This is a genomic window from Bradyrhizobium sp. KZN70725 (assembly GCF_055264925.1).
In genome coordinates, this window is the sequence record NZ_JBUYWT010000030.1 from 81,406 (window position 1) to 97,916 (window position 16,511).

Here is a 16,511-nt window from a genome sequence, read left to right on the forward strand (position 1 = left end):
CAAACCGGAAAAGCTACCACCTTGAGCCACGAATCCGGCCAGCGAAGGCCAGCTATTCGCTCGTGAGATAGATCGCCTCGACGCGACGCGGTTCGTATCCAGACGACCTCGCCCGAGGCGAGCTAGCTGCCCGAAAACCGGTTTCGGTACTCGGTCGGCGATACGCCGAGGTGGCGCAGGAAGGCCCGCCGCATTCGCTCGTCATCGCCAAATCCCGCGCGCTTGGCGACCTCGACCACGCCGCCGATCTGGCGGCTTTCGAGCAGCAAGCGCGCCGTCTCCACCCGCAGCGCCTCGACGCCGCTTGCCGGTGTCATGCCGGTGCGGCTGACATAGGTCCGGGCGAAGGTGCGTGGCGTCATCCCCGCCTTTTCCGCGAGGGTCTCGACCTTGAGGTCGCTCGTGATGTTCTCGATGATCCAGGCGTGCAGCGCGCTGAAGCGTCCCTCGACGTCCGATGCCTGTGCGGCAAGGACGGTGGAGAACTGGCTCTGACCGCCCGGCCGTTTCAGAAACACCACAAGTCTGCGCGCGACATCGAGCGCGATGGTGTGGCCGAAATCCTCCTCGATCATGGCGAGCGCCAGATCGATGCCGGCGCTGACCCCGGCCGATGACCAGACCCGTCCGTCCTTGACGAAGATCGCGTTGGGCTCAACCCGGATATTGGGAAAGCCATCCTGCAGACGAGGACAATAACGCCAGTGCGTTGCCGCCCGCTTGCCGTCCAGAATCCCGGTCCAGGCCAGCGCGAATGCGCCAAGGCAAACCGACGCGATACGGCGCGCCTTCGGCAGCGCGTCCGCGATCCAGTTCATCAACTTCGCGTCGTTGCGAATCTTCCAGATGCCGGGCCCGCCGGGGATCACCAGCGTGTCGACCTCGCCGGGCGCAATACTGTCAATCGGCGCCGTGTCGATCATCATGCCGACATCGGTCGGCACCAACCCGCCGGAGGTCGACAGGTAGGACAGCGAGTAGTCCGGTCCCGGCAGCTCGATTGCTTCCAGTTCTGCAAACACCTGCGCCGGTCCCGAGATGTCGAGCAAGGTCACACCCGGAAAGGCAACGATCGCGATCGGCCGCGTCGCTTTCTTGTCGCGCGGCTCAGGCCGGGGCGCTTTGGCAGTTTTCGAGGGCATATTGTCCTTTAAGCCATTCGAGGCTGCCCTGTATAGCTCGCAATGGAATTCTGGAGTTCTGCCATGCCGCGAAATCTGGGCAGCGGATACGGGGCGATCAAATCGCCTTGGACGGATTACGCGATCTACAGTCTACCCGATGCCTCCCGGGTCGAAGCCTGCGACCGTCAGCCGCTGATGGACGCCATGAACGGCATCATTGCCGTCAACTGGCAGGCCACCGAGCCGCACTGGACAGCAACCTCCTCGCCCTTCGACAAGAAGTATAGCCTGATCCTCGTCTACGATCGGTCCGGCCTCATTGCCTTCTCGGTCTACCGCATCCTGGAGATGTCGGCCGGACTTGGAATCTATCGCAGCGGCACGGAAGTGCTCCCGGCGCACCAGGGCCGCGGCTTCTACGGGTTCTTCACGTCGGAAGTGCTGAAATGCTCCGGCGCCGCCGCGAGAGCCGAGGGCAACGTGCTCTACGGCTGGCGAACCCGCAACCCGATCGTCTGGGCAGCGAACGCTAAGATTTGCGAAAAAGTGACTCCATCTTTGCTCGACGATACGCAGGATCTCGCCCTGCAGGCGGCCTGTATCGAGATGTGCACCTCGCTCTATCCGGGCAAGCCGCTCGAACTGCCCGACATGATCATGCGCGGCGCTTACGGCCACATTAAGCACCATCGGCAGGCCTATCATGGCACCGCGTCGCTGGTCGATGCCGCGATATCGCGGAAGATTCCGAATTCAGCGGATGCCCTTTTCTCGGTGGGTTACGCGAGGGTGTGATGTCGATGCTCGGACAACAAGCTGTTTATGCCCCGACGTCGCGCTTCACCGATCGCGCCTATCTCGCGTGGACGGCGGTGGCCATCGCCTACGCCATCGCCTTCCTGCAGCGCGTATCGCCGCAGTCGGTCAGCCTCAATTTCATGCACGACTTCAACACTGACGCGGCCGGCGTTGCGATGCTCGCCTCAAGCTACTTCTGGGGCTACACCTTGATGCAGATTCCGGCAGGCCTTCTGGTCGACCGTTACGGTGTCAAGCGCGTCGTCCTCGTCAGCATGATCGCCTCCTCGCTCGGCAGCGCCGCGTTCGCGCTGGCGCCGAACCTGCTCGACGTTTTTGTTGCACGCCTGATCGTCGCCTGCGGTGATGCGCTGGTCTTCACCGCACTCCTGAAGCTCGTGGCACAGAGCTTCGCGGATGAACGGTTCGGCATGATGTCGGGTATTTCACAGGTATCGGGCTATGTCGGAGGCGTGATCGCGACCACGCCGCTTGCAGCTGCGGTCTCGGGCTTTGGCTGGCGGGCCTGCTTCCTGTTCATCGCCTGCATTGGCCTCGCCAACCTCGCTTTCGCCAAGCTCGCGCTCAAGCCCGATCCGGCCTCGCACAGCAACAAGACGCTGAAGGGCGTGGTGATCGCCGCGCGGCAATCGCTGGCCCATGTCGCGAACTGGGGTTGCGCAATGACGTTTGCGTCGCACTTCGCGGTGGTGACGACGCTGTCGGGCGTCTGGGGCATTCCGATGGTCGCGCACTTCTTCCACATCTCCCCGACGGCGGCCGGCACGCCCCTGCTCGCCTTCATGATCGGCAATGCGCTCGGCTCGATCTTCCTGGGTCACGCCGCCGATCGCGCCGCGGCGGCGCTTGAGCGCGCGCTGATCGGCATTTGCGTGCTGCGCATGCTGCTGATCGCGATGCTGCTGCCGCCGATCGCCCAGACATTTGGTCTCGCCTACGTCACCGTCGCGTTCACTGCCTTGGGGCTCGTCGCCGGGGGCACCGTCCCGCTGGTGCTGAAATGCGTCAAGAAGCTCTACACCGCCGATCTGATCGGTGTGGGCGCATCCGTGAACACCACAGCCGCCGGAATTTTCGCCGGCATCTCGCAGCCCATCATCGGCTTCGCGATGCTCGCCGCCAGCAACGCCTCGGGGACCGACGCCGTACACAACACGGCCGCGATCGGCGACGGCGGCTACAGCGCCTTGATTGTCATTCTGCTTCTTATGTCGCTGCCGGGCATTGCCGGGCCGCTCTTGATGAGAAGCAAGTTGATAGCTCGTTAGTGTCGTTATGAGTGTAGGGGGTGTTATGGAGCGCTTGTTCTTGAGAAAAGGCGAAGTCGCGGCAAACTTTCCGGTCAGCAGCTGGCAGAGCGTGATGTTCTCCGAGTTTGAAGCGCAGATGAGCAGCGAGGCAAGGCCGTTCCCTTGCGTGTTCGGCGTGACCGGACATCGCCAGGATCAGCTCCGCTACCTTTTCCTCGATCCGTATGATGTGGCGGTGCTGGGCGAGCAACTCGGGCAGTATGTCTCGCAGGCGCGCTCGTTCGGTCCCAACACCTCGTTGATCGTGTTCACGCGGCCCCGCCCGGTACAGACACTCGATGCCTATTATCGCAAGATGTGGCTGACGCTCGACCAGCTCGCGCGGCTGGACAAGAACCCGTGGCCATCAGAGATTCCGGAACAGATCGACCATCCGATGTGGGAATTCTCGTTTGCGGGCGAGCCGATCTTCGTGGTCTGCACGACGCCCGCGCATGTGATGCGGCAGAGCCGCCGGTCCAGCGCCTTCATGCTCACGTTCCAGCCGCGCTGGGTGTTCGACAAGATCCTCGGGACGGAGAAGGCCGCGAACGCCGCGTTCGCGGCGGTACGAAAGCGCCTGATCCCGTACGACAGCGCAAGCCCCTCTCCGCTTCTTGGCCGCTACGGCGCAACCGACGGCCGCGAGTATCTGCAGTACTTCCTGCACGACGACAACCATGCGAGCTCGGGCTGCCCCTTCGCCAAGCTCGCGCAGAACAAGGCTCAACCGATCGCGAACAAGGAGCAGGCAGCATGACCCAGATCATCGCAGGCACGAAGACTGAATTTGCCATCGCCCCGGAGATCCTGAACCTGCTCCCGGCCCAGGGCTCGGTCGAGCTGCAGCATGATGCGGCCGGCAAGGTGCATCAGTTTCATACCCATCCGGTCGACGAGATCCTGATGATCATCAGCGGCCGGCTGAACTTCATCTGGGATGGCGGCGAGCGGGTGGTCGGCGCCGGCGACACCATCCTGCTGCCAGCCGGCACCCGGCATCAATCCGAAGCGCTCGAGGGCGGCGCGATCTACGTGATCGCGACGCAAGCGCCCGCCAAGCCAATGAACAGCTGACGCACAGGAAAGATTTGCGAGCACCTCAGGACAGTGAGGGATCGCGCGGCGGCTCAACCGCCAAACGTTCGACCAGCTCGATGACCTCGGAACGCTGGTCGGGCGCAAGTCGAAGGAAAGCCTTCAACAGTCGCAGGCTTTCCAGTGTTTCGCTCGATGGAGCTCCGAGCTTCTTCTGCAGCTCCGCAACGTATGTGGGATTTTTTCATCTCGCACCTTAAGTGAGGATTACGAATGGCATACCCAGGTAAACGTGAAGGCTTGGCCCAGAAGGTCGACACCGCAGCACAAGAGGCCGAACGCCTCGGCCTGACCACGGCAACCCTCATCCTCCGGATGGCACGCCTCGAGATTGATCGGGCGGAGCCCGAGGAAGTTGAAAGTATGCCAAGGAACAACTTGCGCAGCAAGCCGAACTGAGTTCCCGAAACGGACCAGCTTCAAGGCCGCCGGCAACGCGCCGGGGCCTGCGACGCCTGAAAGACATCTCGCCAGGCGAGAGGCTTTCCTCTCGCCTGCTGTCAGGTTGTTTTGCGAATAGTTGATCTTTTGTGCAGGCTGAGCACGCTGGAGCGTTTTCGAGCGAAGCGGATACCGGTTCGTGTCAAGGAAACGCGTCAAACTAGAAGCCAGAGCCCCATTCCGATTCCATCGGAACGGAAAAGACCCTAGCCGGTGTTGCCTGCCTTGCCGAACGCGCCGGCCTCGGCCAGCGCGGCGATGCGCCGATCGTCGTAGCCGAGCGTCTTGCTCAACACGTCCTTGGTATGCTGACCGAGCAGCGGGGCAGCAACAGGATCAACGGACGGCGTCAGGCTCATATTGACCGGCGACTCGATGTTCGGAACCAAGCCGGCGGTTGGATGCGCAATCCTGCTCAGGCGATGCCGGTCGCGCACCTCGGGCGCGTTGAACCCCTCCTCGACCGTCCGCAGATAGCCAACCGGAATGTTGGCCTTCTTCATCTTCGCCATCCAGTTCTCGAGCGTGTCGCCCGCAAACACGCTGGCAATGATCGCGCGCAGCTTCTCCTTGTTAGCCGTGCGCGCCTTGCGGTGAGCAAACTCGGGATCGGTGACGAGATCCGGACGTTCCAGCACGTCGGTGACCAGCCGGCGATAGAGCCGGTCATTGGCGCAGGCCATGTAGAGCGGACCATCGGACGCCCGATAGACGCCGACAGTCGGCGAACCGTTCGGAGAGTTGCCGAAACGGCCGGGATTGTTGCCATTGATGAGATAGGCCATGCCGTAGAAGCCGGTCATTGACACCGCGGTGTCGATCAAGGCGACCTCAACCTGCTGACCGCGACCGAGCCGATCGCGCGCAATCAGCGCCAGCAGGATGGCGTTGCAGGCCGACATGCCTGTTGCCATGTCGACGATCGGCGGCCCGGTGCGCACCGGCTCGCCATCCGGAAAGCCGTTGAGCGACATGAAGCCGCTTTCGGCCTGCGTGATCGGGTCGAAGCCCGGGCGCAGCGCGAAATCGCCTTTGCGGCCGTAGGCGGAGATCGAGCAGTAAATCAGCCGCGGGTTGGTCGGCGCCACCGACGCATAATCGAGGCCGAATTTCTTCATCACGCCGCCGGAGAAATTCTCCACCACGACGTCGGCCTTGGCAATCAGCGCGCGCGCCACCTCGAGCGCGGCCGGATTGTTGAAATCGAGCGCAATGCCGCGCTTGTTGCGGTTGAGGCTCAGATACGCCGCGCTCTCCCCGCCGATTTCGGCGTGCTCATAGGCGCGCGTGTCATCACCGCCGTCCGGATTCTCGATCTTGATGACTTCGGCCCCGAAGTCGGCCAGCGTTTGCGTGCAGGCCGGGCCGGCCACGACGCGGGTGAAGTCGACGACCAGCAGGCCGTCGAGCGCCGTCGGAACTCCCTCCCCGCGCGGCGTGCGCCCCGGCAATTCTGGTCTGGTCATGATCTGACGCTTCCTCTGTTATTTTATCAGGCGAAATACGACGGTCCCTGCCAAGACCGGCACTGCTCGCCTTTTAGCGGAAGCTCGTCAGCAAAACCAAACCCGGATTTTGCAGGGCGGGACCTTCGTCCGACATGGCTGTCAATGGCCAGAGCGCCCCGGCGGCGCCGGCGGCCGCCGACATGGTCGGACGCCTCGCATGCGAAGCAAGCCTGCCGGATACCGATTTGTGGGGCGCGGAGCCCATACGCAGGCGGGTGGCGGCACGCCGCCGCCCGCTTTCGTGATGGGGAGCCTTCGAGCTATTCGGCGATCATTTCGCCGGAGCCGCCGAACTCAGCCGGAAAATCCTTCAACTTCGGCAGGCCATCGCGTATCTGCAGCACTGCCTCGGAGTAGTTGACGTGAACCCCTGGGCTGAATTTCAGCGTCGGGATCGTTGCGGTGAACACGTCGACGAGCCCGAGCGTCGGGTGGTTGGTCATCAGGTGACCGCCGCATTTTGTGCAATATTTGCGCTGGCTCATCGCGGTCTTCTCGAATGTCGCGATGTGGTCGGCGCCCTTGGTGACCTCGACCGCCTCGGGCTTCCAGAGGCTGAACGCATTCACCGGACCGCCGGACCAGGAACGGCATGAACGGCAGTGGCAATAGCCCATTGCCTCGGGCTCCCCGTTGACCTTGAGCTCGACGGCGCCACAAAAGCAGTTTCCAGTGTGATTCATCGGTCGTTTCTCCCTTGGTTATTTTGATTGGGCTCCGCGTCGGCATCGATCCACGTTGCCCGTGGTGTTCGTGATGCAGAGAATGTGGACAGGTGCGTAGCCGCGGCGAACTCCCTTACGTGGACGTACCAGACCCTTCCTTGCGCCAGAGGCCTCGAATGCAGGCAGGTCGTCGACGCGACGGAAGTTACATGAGAGTCCGCGCCGCTGTCGACCATCTTTGACACAGCCTGGCAGGGCCCAATCCCGACCGCACACAAGGAATGAGTTCAGTGTGAGGCAAGGCACAGTCATGTCGTGAGTTGCTGCCGTGCCGGATTCATGCGCGGCAAACCGAGCATTGTTACTGACGTCGATCACAATGAACCTTCGGACTATCTAGGCAAAAGATTCGGGGGGCTTGCGAGCGCACATGCCCGAGCAGTGGTCTCGTAAGCGAGACCGCTGCTCTTAGTCATCATCGTGGTGAGTGTAGGTGCGCACAACATTGCTCAGTCGAGCGCTACCTGGCGCTCCAGCTCTTTTTTTTGGCCTGCTTTGTTTAGCCAGCTCAGACGCGTTCTACCAGCGACCGAGACAGCGCTCCGAAAGTCTGAAAGGGCTCGATTTTGTAGGCCGCGCGTGTGTCCTCAGAAAAAGAGAATACGTGGCCTTTGAACGAAAGTAACGCCGACGGCAATAATAGATAATCCAGGACCGCCTCGTTGTTCTCACCCATCCTTAGCGCGACGACCCATCCCTTCTGCAATGCCACGCGACCAACCATCGCCCAGCGCAGCGGCTGGCGCCCATACTTGCGCCATTTGGCCAATCGGAAGCAGATATTCACAGCGTTATCTATTCGCAAACATTCGGTCGACTGATCAAGTGTGGCGCGCCTACCCGCATCCTCAAAGGCTTCGCGAAGACGGCTGGCATTTTCGAGGTGGAAATTGACCCATTTTCTGTGCGCGTCAAGCTTGTCGAAGCGGTCTTGGTTGCCCGTGTAGCCTATCAATCGATAGAGATTTCGAAGCGTGCCAAAGTGAACTAGCAGGTCGGCGCCAAAGGCCGGGCGAAGTCAGCCATTCGGTCATATGTGAGGCTGTCTCATCTTGCCGGGCCTTACGAAGTAAGGCCTCGCGCTCGGGACAGGGCGGAAGGTGTTTCGCCTCCTCCCGTAGTTCGGTGGCCTCCGTGGCGAGATGCTCTTTACGGTCTGTTTGAAACGACGGCGCTTCTGCGTTCTCCTACTCCCTCGCTGTTGCGAGTGGGAGTTAACGATTTTTGTCGGAGAAGGTTTCAAACGCGGAACTCGGTTCGCTGGAGGGTCTATCGCCCGCAGCTACAGCATCGATGGCCCGCCCGATGACCGCCATCATCCGCGCGTCCTGCCTATCGAATGCCAGCCGCCACGATGCGTGCGGCGCCACCAGTCGTATGGCGTCAGCGTGAGCACGCCAATGACGCGGCCGACCCAGTCGTTCGCCAGACGGTCGGCGAAAAAGGTGCCATGGCCGCAGTCGTGCTGAATCACGAACAGGCGCAAGAGAAAGCCAGCAGCTGGAATCGCTATGAGCAATGAAGCCCAAGCATGGCCAAGGGAGAACGTGAACCGAGCCGCGGAGCCGCAGGGCGGTGTGGTCTGGGGTGTTCGCGGTCAAGAAGTAGCGGCGCGACCACGCTGCAAGGCCCGGAGCGGCGGATCGAAAGGTCCGCCGCTTCTGTTTGGGCTATTTGCCCTTGGTCTCGACCTTCGCTTTCTCGTCCTCGTTCATCTTCTTCACCGTCGGATCGCGGCTGGATTCGCCGGTGGTCTGGGTCGTGGTGGCCGGCGGAGCGTTGCTGGGCGTTGAGCTTTGCTCGGCAGGATTCTTGGCCGGCCGCGTGGCGGTGGCCGGCGGCGAGTTCGTCTGCGCGCTCGTCGCCTGCACGGTCAGAAGGAGGGCGCCCGACAGAAGCGATACCGCGAGCGCCGTGGGGTTCGTTTTCATTGATCCATCTCCTGTTCAGAACAATGAAACGGTCCATACGATCTTGCGTTCCGCCTCACGTCTCCAGCTGCTTGCCGATCGGGAGGGCGCGGATGCGCTTGCCGGTTGCAGCGAAGATCGCGTTGATCAGGGCCGGCGCGAACGGCGGCACGCCAGGTTCGCCGACGCCGCTCGGCGGCGTGTCGGGTCCGGGCGGTACGATATAGACGTTGGTTACCGCAGGGGATTCGTCGATCCGGATCACCGGGAAGTCGTCGTAATTGCCCTGCTGCACCCGGCCGTCCTTGAAGGTGATCGCGCCATGTTTGGCGAGACTGAGCCCCATGATCGCGGCGCCCTCGATCTGCGACTGGATCCGCTCCGGGTTGACGTAGGTCCCGCAATCAACGGCGGTATCGACCCGCGGCACGGTCAGCTTGCCCTTTTCGTCGACGGCTACCTCGACAATGGTCGCGATATAGCTGACGAAGCTGCGGTGCGCCGCAATGCCGAGTCCATTTCCCTTAGGTACGGACCGGCCCCAGCCACCTTTGTCGGCTACCAGCTCGACCACCTTGCGCAGCCGTCCGGTGTCGATCGGATAGCTGTCATACGGCTCGCCATAGTTCCACAGATCCTTCACTGAGGTGAGGTTGAGGATTCTTGGCGCGCCGATCAGCTCCAGCAGCATCTCCTTCGGGTCGCGATTGGTCGCTTGCGCGATCTCGGCGACCATGGACTGCACCGCAAAGGCGTGCGGGATGTTGGACACCGAGCGGAACCAGCCGATTCGGGTATGCGCGGCCGCCTCCGGGTTCTCGCACTGGACGTTGGCGATCTCGAAGGGCATGTCGACCAGCCCCATGCCGAGTTCGAACGGTGCCTGGTGCACTGTTTGGGCGGCAAAGGTCGAGGCGATGCTGGGCGCGACGCTGCGATGCCGCCAGGCGATTACCTTGCCGCCCTTATCGAGGCCCGCCTCGATCCGCTCGACCGAGACGGTGTGCAGGAAACCGTTGCGAATGTCGTCTTCCCGCGTCCACTGCACCTTGACCGGCGCGGCGAGCTCCTTGGAGAGCAGCGCAGCCTCGAGCGCGAAATCGCATTTCGACTTGCGCCCAAAGCCGCCGCCGAGCAGCGTGACATTGACGGTCACGTTCTCCTCGGGAATGTCCAGCGTCTTGGCCGCGTCTTCGCGTGTTCCGCCGGCGCTTTGCGCCGGCGCCCAGATCTCGGCCTTGTCGCCCTTGACGTCGGCGACCGCGACCGGCGGCTCCATGGCGACGTGGGCAAGATGCGGCAGGTAGTACTCGCCGATGATCACCTTGTCGGCGCCCTTCAACGCGGCCTCGACGTCGCCTTCCTTGCGCACCACCAAGCCGGGCTTCCGAGCCGCCTCCTCCAGCTCGGCCCGATAGGCGACCGAGTCGTATTTGGCGTTGGCGCCGTCATCCCAGGTGATTTTCAGCGCATCGCGGCCCTTGATCGCCGCGCCGGTGTTGCGCGCGATCACGGCGACGCCACCGAGCGGCTGGAATTTGGACGGCCACGGCCAGCCCTTGACCTCCATGACCTTCTCGACGCCGGAAACCTTCATTGCTTCCGACCCATCGAACGACACCACCTTGCCGCCGGTGACCGGTGGCCGCGCGATCACGGCATACTTCATGCCGGGCAGCCGCACGTCGGCGCCGTAACGCGCAGCGCCGGTGGTGATGTCGTGCAGGTCGACGATTCCGATCTCACCCTTGCCGAGGTAGCGGAAATCCTTTGGATCCTTCAGCTTCAAGCCTTCGATGCTGGGCACCGATTCCTTCGCGGCATCGGCGGCCAGTTCGCCAAAGCCGAGCTTGCGCCCGCTCGCGCTGTGGATGACCTCGTGGTTGGAAGCTTTCACCTCGGTCGCGGGCACGCCCCAGCGTTTTGCCGCGGCCTGCTCAAGCATCGTGCGGGCGGAGGCGCCAATCTGGCGCATCGGCATCAGATAGTGCCGCGTGCTGCGCGAGCCGTCGGTATCCTGGTTGCCGTACTTGACCTCGTCGCCATGGGCCTGCTGGACGCGGACCCGCTTCCAGTCGGCTTCCAGTTCTTCGGCGACAATCATGGGCAGGCTGGTGCGCACGCCGGTTCCCATCTCAGCGCGGTGCGCGACGATCGTGACGATGCCATCAGGTGCGATCGATACGAACACGCGCGGGTCAACCACAGTGCCGTGCGGCATCTTGCTGGCGCCGGTCTCGTAGGCAAAGCTCGGGCGCATCATGACAGGCGCGGCGAGCACGAAACCGCCGGCGAGGCCGAGGCCTTTCAGGATGCTGCGACGCGAAACGTTCTCGACCTTGATGTGTTTCTCAAAGCCACGAAGCTTGTTCGGATAAGTGAAGATATTCATGTCACACTCCCGTCGATGCGAGATGGACCGCGTTCTCGATCCGCTGATAGCAGCCACAGCGACAGATATTGCCGGAGAGAGATTCGCGGATCTGTTTGTGCGACGGCTTTGGATTATCCATCAACAGCGCCGCCGCCTGCATGATCTGGCCGGTCTGGCAAAAGCCGCATTGCGGCACGTTGAGCTGGCGCCAGGCCTTTTGCACCGGGTGATCGCCGGTCGGGTGCAAGCCCTCGATGGTGGTGACCTCGCGTCCGCTGACGTCGGACACGGAGGTGATGCAGGCGCGCACCGCCTGCTTGTCGACGATGACGGTGCATGAGCCGCACAGCGCCTGGCCACAGCCGAACTTGGTGCCGGTCAGCCCGACCTCGTCACGGATAAACCAGAGCAGCGGAAGAGCGGGATCGCCATCCCAGTTCTGTTCCTGGCCGTTAATCTTCACCTTGATCATGATCGTCTCTCCCTCTTCCTACAGGAGCCGTCATGAGCGTGTTTTCGAGGTGAGCAAGAAAATCTTTTCTGGGAGATCCCTTGCACGGTCTCAGGCAAAACTGCCCTCGCTGAGAAACCGCAGACTGCACCGTAGGATCTGATTGATTATGTGTGTCGCGCCCATCCTCCTATTTTGCTTTCGCTTTGTTCAAGGTATGGACATCCGGCAAGCTATCACAAAGCGGAGCGAATAGGCTTCACAACGCCTTGTTTGCCCTCGTATTTAGACAGAGCTGGGCCTCCTCGAACGGCGTGCTTTTGGTCAAGAGCCCTTACGCAGTGACCCGCATGACCCGGCCATTGCTTTGAGTTTTTCATTCGTCTGGGGTCGCGCATTTTCGGCGCCTGAATTGGCGGCGTTTCATTTTAAGTCGGCTTCGCTGCTGGAGGGAGTTGGGAATAGGTGTAACTTTGCGATAGTCGCATTGTGCGTCTACCCATTGCCGCGTTCGAGGGACGCTTCGGATATGCCTATAACGATGATCAGGCTCGCTGTCACGTTAGCTTTCCCGCTGGTTGCCTTCACAATGCCAACATCGGTTTGGGCAGCTGGTCCAACGTTGACGGTGTCAGCCGATGGCGGCGTCCTTATCTTCGATCGGGACGCGCTGCTTGCGCGCACGGATGTCGTCGAGATCACCACGTCGCGTGATGTGGCGTACCGTACTCCTCGGACGTATCGAGCCGTGGCGCTCGCGAAATTACTTGAAGGAGTTGCCATTCCGCCCGACGCCGTGGTGGAAGTGGCAGCGCAAGACGGCTTCGTGACGCAACTCCCTCGCGATCTGGTCTACGCCAATGACGGCATCGTCGCGTATATGGCAATCGAAGTCGCCGACACGCCGTGGCCGCCAATTCCAGGTAAGGATAAGAGCGCAGGCCCCTTCTATATCGTATGGCTCGGCGATCAAGCATCATCCGTCCCAATCATGAAGTGGCCCTACCAAGTTGTCAGTTTGTCGGTGCAAGACGCGCCAGCCAAGCGGTGGCCCTCGCTCGCGGTTGATCCCGTGCTCCCTGCGCTCCATCCGGCGCGAGACGGGCAAACCATCTTCGTGAACAAATGCTTCACATGCCATACGATGAACCAGGCAGGATCGGCGTCGGCTGGCCCCGATCTGAATTTGCCGATGAATCCGACGGAGTACTTCACCGATGCCGGTTTGCGCGCGCTGATCCGAGATCCGCGCTCGGTACGGGTTTGGCCCGAGCAGCGGATGCCCAGCTTTGCCGAACAGGACCTGAGCGATGAGGAACTCAGGCTGATCTTGGCATATTTGGGTCACATGGCGGATAGGAAGAGCCGAGCAACGGAGGGCGGAAGCAGCAAACGCTAAGTAAATCGTAAAACTCGATTACGGTTAGCGACGATGGGATTTGCGAAGGAATTCGCGCCGTTGGCACGTGACAGCGTCAAGACTTACGGTGGGCGCTACCTCGCGGGCGGAAACGGGATTTCGATCAACGGCGAACCGCCGAAGGGGCGGCGCGTCGTCCTCGTCCAGTGGGACAGCATCGATCAACTCATGGAATGGCGCCGCTCCCCGGAATGCATGCGGGCCCGCGCCGTCGGTGAGAAGTACGGCGCGTTCCGCATCATCATCACGATCGAGGGCGCGCCCTAGTAGTAGGCTGATAAATGGCCGGCCAATGCAGCAGGGCATGTCGAGGACCGCGCCGACCCTTGATCGAATATTGCGTAATCTGCTGCGGAGCATGGTCCACTGTTGGCAGCACAAGGCAGAGATCCGACCAGCATCGAGCATCGTCTTAGCGGGGAGAGGGTTCTACTTTTTTGCCCGGTGGAACCGCGTTGTGCCGATGCGTTCTCCAACGCACGCTATAGCCGCCGATCGTTATAGCCAGCCGCGCTCGCCAAATGCGGCAAGATCAACTCCTGGCGGGGCATACCATCCGCCCGAGCCATAGCGGGCGCCAAGTTTCAGAGCGACATCCTTGTTGCCATAAGGAATCCGTAGCGGCGTCCCCTTTACGGACTTGGCCTGTTCGATCGCCAATGCGGCGGCCGCAGCAGTAGCTTTGCGAGTCCGGGATATCTTCTTCGACGCCATCGATCCGGGCGCAATTGATTTTGTCGACTTGTAGGCGGTCTTGCGACGGTGTTTCCGCCGCTTCGTGTCCCGGTTCGATGCAATCCATACGGACATAGCGGCCGAATTGGCCTTGGCCTCGTCCGGAATGACAACACCTTTCTCCTGTGCAATTTTTTTAGCGTACATTAATTGCGCCGGGCTAACCGCCTTGGGTTCATGCGTCCCAGGCGTTTCACTGTTGGCTTTCTTCGGCGCGTGTTCGCTGAGGAATTTGCGGCAGATCGATATTGATGTCTTGTAGCCGGGCGGAGGCTTGATGCCCTTCTGCCGGATGATGCCGTCGGCAAAGCGCTTCATTGCAGGCGTAGGCGGATACGCCGCAACGCCGTCGCCGACCGCAACACCCAACGAGGGTAGCCCTCCGGCCGCCGCACCCTCCTTCAACTTGCCGATGATGCGCTGGGCGACATCGCACACGGCATCGATGGCACCAACCATCTCCTGCTTGCCCACAACGACATCGTCCAGCAAACACTCCAATTGCGCGGTTAGACCGGGGTCGACAAGCGCCGGGTCGGCCTGTCTCAAAACCTCGAACAGTGAGAGGCCGATCTCGGTCGGCACGATGTGCTTCCCCTGGGTGATCAGAAGGCTCTGTTTCTTGAGCCCACCGATGATCTCTGCTCGGGTCGCCGGCGTGCCGATACCCTTGGCTTCCTTCAGGCGTTCCCGAAGAACCTCGTCGTCGATGAAGCGCCAGGCGTTTTGCATCGCATCGATCAGAGTGCCTTCGTTGTAACGCGAAGGTGGCCGGGTCTCCTTGTCCTCAATTTTTGGATCCTGCAGTTGTGCGGTCTCCCCGTTACGCAGCGCCGGAAGCAATTGTGCTTCGTCGCCTTTTTCGTCGGCGGGCTGCCAGTCCGGGAATGCCGCGCGCCAGCCGAGTTCGATGGGCTGGCGGCCGGAGGCCCGGAATTCGAAGCCGCGCACGTCAAGAAACGCGGTTGTCTGCCGATAATGAAAATCGGGCATCAACGCGGCCAGATAGGCCCGCGAGATGACGTCAAACAGGTTCTTCTCATCGGACGACAAACGGGGCCAGACCTCGCGCACCTTGTCGATCGTGTTGACGTTGGGAATGACAGCGTGATGGCTCGCGCCCTCCAGTCCCTTATCGTAGAAACTGCCGCCAGCACCCTTGCGGATCATCGGCGGCTCAGGCACGGGGATTACGCTGAACGATTGGCCTACCTGCAGTCCGGCCACGATCTTCGGCACGTCCGATATCAAGCTCTGCGGCAGGTAGCGTACCTCCGCACGTGGATAGGTGATGATCTTCTTGCCCTGACCGTCATAGAGTTGCTGCGCCACCTCGAGCGTTTTGTTGGCCGGCCAGCCGAAGCGCGAGCCACATAGTTTCTGCAGCGACGGCAAATCGTGCAGCTTGGGCGGGCCCTGCCGCTTGTCTTCGACGCGCACGGCAAGCGCCCCCTCGAAGCCCCGAGCCGCATTGACGACATCCTGCGCAACCTCGCGCCGGACAATCCGCTCCTGCGGCGCGTGGCGCACCTGGAATTGCCCTCCGGCAACCTTTGCGGTCGCAACAACCTCAAAATAGGCAATTGGCACGAAGTTACGGATTTCCAGTTCGCGCTTGCAGACAATCGCCAACGTCGGCGTCTTCACGCGACCAACCCCGATCACCCGCCGAGCGCCTTGACCCAGGATGACGGTCGCGGTGCGGGTGAGCGACAGGTTATAGATCTGGTCCGCCTGCCGGCGCGCGACGGCCGCGGCGTAAAGCCTGGCATATTCGGCATTGGGTTTTGCCCGGTCGAAAGCGTCACGGATGGTCTGCGCGTCCTGCGCAGTGAACAGCACCCGCAGGACGCGGCCGCGGTAACTGTAATGCTCGAGAATTTCCTGACCGATAAGCTGACCTTCCCGGTCGCAGTCTGTGGCGAGCCAAACCTGCTTGGCGGTCCGCAGGGCTTCGCGAATGGCTTTGAGCTTGGCGGCTTTATTGCCGCCCTCTGCCGCCCGCGTACCGTAAAGACCTTCCGGCCGAAGCAGGGTCGGTGACCAGCGCTTCCATTCCGGCACCACATCTTCCGGTTCGAGCAGGTCGAACAAATGACCCTCGGCCGGGAGAACGTTTCCGTAGCGAGAACCAACGGCTGCGCGGACGTCTTTCGCCTGGCTTGATTTCTCCGTGATGACGATTTGGTCAGCCATGATGCGCTTTTTGGTCAGGATACGTGTCGGAACATATAGTGAACAGAGCTACCTCGCAAGCCGCCTTTGGCAACTCTACCTTTCCACCCTGTCTATAGGCACAATGAGGTGGCGGGCGCGAACGCATCTGCCACAGCCGCATGCTATTCGTCCGGGCTTATCCGAACTGTATCCGGCTGAATTTCTCTCAAGAGCATGCCGCAGCGGTGGCTGCGGGACGGCGCATCGTCGAGATGACGCATCGGTATCAGAAGTGAGGCGCGGTATTACTGTCGAGCTGCTGCGCCAACGCCTTGCGGTCGCCCCAGAGAGCGCAGGGGTGTCCGGGGAATGATTCACTGTGTCGCGGTGCATGCTCGGCAGGACCGAGGCAAATCGGTCTTTTCTGATTGTCGAGACACAGAGGGCCGAGCATGCGATA

General features: G+C 61.7%; 15 protein-coding genes and 1 pseudogene. 7 read left to right on the plus strand and 9 right to left on the minus strand.

Annotated features, from left to right (window positions below; translation table 11 throughout):
* Positions 1-122: 122 nt before the first annotated feature.
* A complete protein-coding gene (locus ACZBJS_RS25850; RefSeq protein ID WP_463439447.1) occupies positions 123-1,142 on the minus strand; it encodes a GlxA family transcriptional regulator in 1,020 nt (339 codons plus the stop codon).
* Between the two features lie 63 nt (positions 1,143-1,205).
* Here ACZBJS_RS25850 and ACZBJS_RS25855 point away from each other — a divergent pair, with 63 nt between their 5' ends.
* From ACZBJS_RS25855 to ACZBJS_RS25875, 5 genes are all read left to right on the plus strand, one after another.
* Positions 1,206-1,919, plus strand: a complete 714-nt coding sequence (locus tag ACZBJS_RS25855) for a hypothetical protein (protein ID WP_463439448.1) — start codon at positions 1,206-1,208, stop codon at positions 1,917-1,919.
* On the plus strand, positions 1,919-3,211 hold the full coding sequence (locus ACZBJS_RS25860; protein ID WP_463439449.1) for an MFS transporter: 1,293 nt from the start codon (positions 1,919-1,921) through the stop codon (positions 3,209-3,211). The genes ACZBJS_RS25855 and ACZBJS_RS25860 overlap by 1 nt, the downstream gene beginning before the upstream one ends.
* Before the next feature lie 40 nt (positions 3,212-3,251).
* Positions 3,252-3,992 carry a YqcI/YcgG family protein gene (locus ACZBJS_RS25865; protein WP_225645894.1) on the plus strand — a complete coding sequence of 247 codons (741 nt, stop codon included), beginning with the start codon at positions 3,252-3,254 and terminating at the stop codon, positions 3,990-3,992.
* On the plus strand, positions 3,989-4,309 hold the full coding sequence (locus ACZBJS_RS25870; RefSeq protein WP_463439450.1) for a cupin domain-containing protein: 321 nt from the start codon (positions 3,989-3,991) through the stop codon (positions 4,307-4,309). The genes ACZBJS_RS25865 and ACZBJS_RS25870 overlap by 4 nt, the downstream gene beginning before the upstream one ends.
* 234 nt (positions 4,310-4,543) lie before the next feature.
* Complete coding sequence (locus ACZBJS_RS25875; RefSeq protein WP_016847356.1) at positions 4,544-4,729, plus strand: hypothetical protein; 186 nt, start codon at positions 4,544-4,546, stop codon at positions 4,727-4,729.
* A gap of 248 nt (positions 4,730-4,977) precedes the next feature.
* Here the strand turns inward: ACZBJS_RS25875 and ACZBJS_RS25880 are convergent, their stop codons facing one another.
* The 7 genes and pseudogenes from ACZBJS_RS25880 to ACZBJS_RS25910 form a co-directional block, all read right to left on the minus strand.
* Positions 4,978-6,240 carry a CaiB/BaiF CoA transferase family protein gene (locus ACZBJS_RS25880; RefSeq protein ID WP_316398211.1) on the minus strand — a complete coding sequence of 421 codons (1,263 nt, stop codon included), beginning with the start codon at positions 6,238-6,240 and terminating at the stop codon, positions 4,978-4,980.
* Between the two features lie 299 nt (positions 6,241-6,539).
* Positions 6,540-6,962, minus strand: coding sequence for a GFA family protein (locus tag ACZBJS_RS25885; protein ID WP_463439451.1), 423 nt, complete (start codon positions 6,960-6,962; stop codon positions 6,540-6,542).
* Positions 6,963-7,512: 550 nt separating this feature from the next.
* Positions 7,513-7,959, minus strand: coding sequence for a hypothetical protein (locus tag ACZBJS_RS25890; RefSeq protein ID WP_316398189.1), 447 nt, complete (start codon positions 7,957-7,959; stop codon positions 7,513-7,515).
* 393 nt (positions 7,960-8,352) lie between these two features.
* A pseudogene (locus ACZBJS_RS25895) lies at positions 8,353-8,568 on the minus strand (fatty acid desaturase); the annotation flags it as partial.
* 106 nt (positions 8,569-8,674) lie between these two features.
* Positions 8,675-8,935, minus strand: a complete 261-nt coding sequence (locus ACZBJS_RS25900) for a hypothetical protein (protein WP_316398190.1) — start codon at positions 8,933-8,935, stop codon at positions 8,675-8,677.
* A gap of 55 nt (positions 8,936-8,990) precedes the next feature.
* A complete protein-coding gene (locus ACZBJS_RS25905) occupies positions 8,991-11,306 on the minus strand; it encodes a xanthine dehydrogenase family protein molybdopterin-binding subunit (protein ID WP_463439452.1) in 2,316 nt (771 codons plus the stop codon).
* Between the two features lies 1 nt (position 11,307).
* Positions 11,308-11,760 carry a (2Fe-2S)-binding protein gene (locus ACZBJS_RS25910; RefSeq protein WP_316398192.1) on the minus strand — a complete coding sequence of 151 codons (453 nt, stop codon included), beginning with the start codon at positions 11,758-11,760 and terminating at the stop codon, positions 11,308-11,310.
* 520 nt (positions 11,761-12,280) lie between these two features.
* Here ACZBJS_RS25910 and ACZBJS_RS25915 point away from each other — a divergent pair.
* Together ACZBJS_RS25915 and ACZBJS_RS25920 are read left to right on the plus strand one after the other, a co-directional pair.
* Positions 12,281-13,138, plus strand: a complete 858-nt coding sequence (locus ACZBJS_RS25915; protein ID WP_316398193.1) for a c-type cytochrome — start codon at positions 12,281-12,283, stop codon at positions 13,136-13,138.
* A 33-nt stretch (positions 13,139-13,171) separates the two neighbouring features.
* Positions 13,172-13,426: a DUF1330 domain-containing protein gene (locus ACZBJS_RS25920; protein WP_316398194.1), complete on the plus strand. Its 255-nt coding sequence runs from the start codon at positions 13,172-13,174 to the stop codon at positions 13,424-13,426.
* A 231-nt stretch (positions 13,427-13,657) separates the two neighbouring features.
* Here the strand turns inward: ACZBJS_RS25920 and ACZBJS_RS25925 are convergent, their stop codons facing one another.
* Positions 13,658-16,090 (minus strand): type IA DNA topoisomerase, encoded by a 2,433-nt coding sequence (locus ACZBJS_RS25925; RefSeq protein WP_316398195.1) that lies wholly within the window; start codon positions 16,088-16,090, stop codon positions 13,658-13,660.
* Positions 16,091-16,511: the final 421 nt, after the last annotated feature.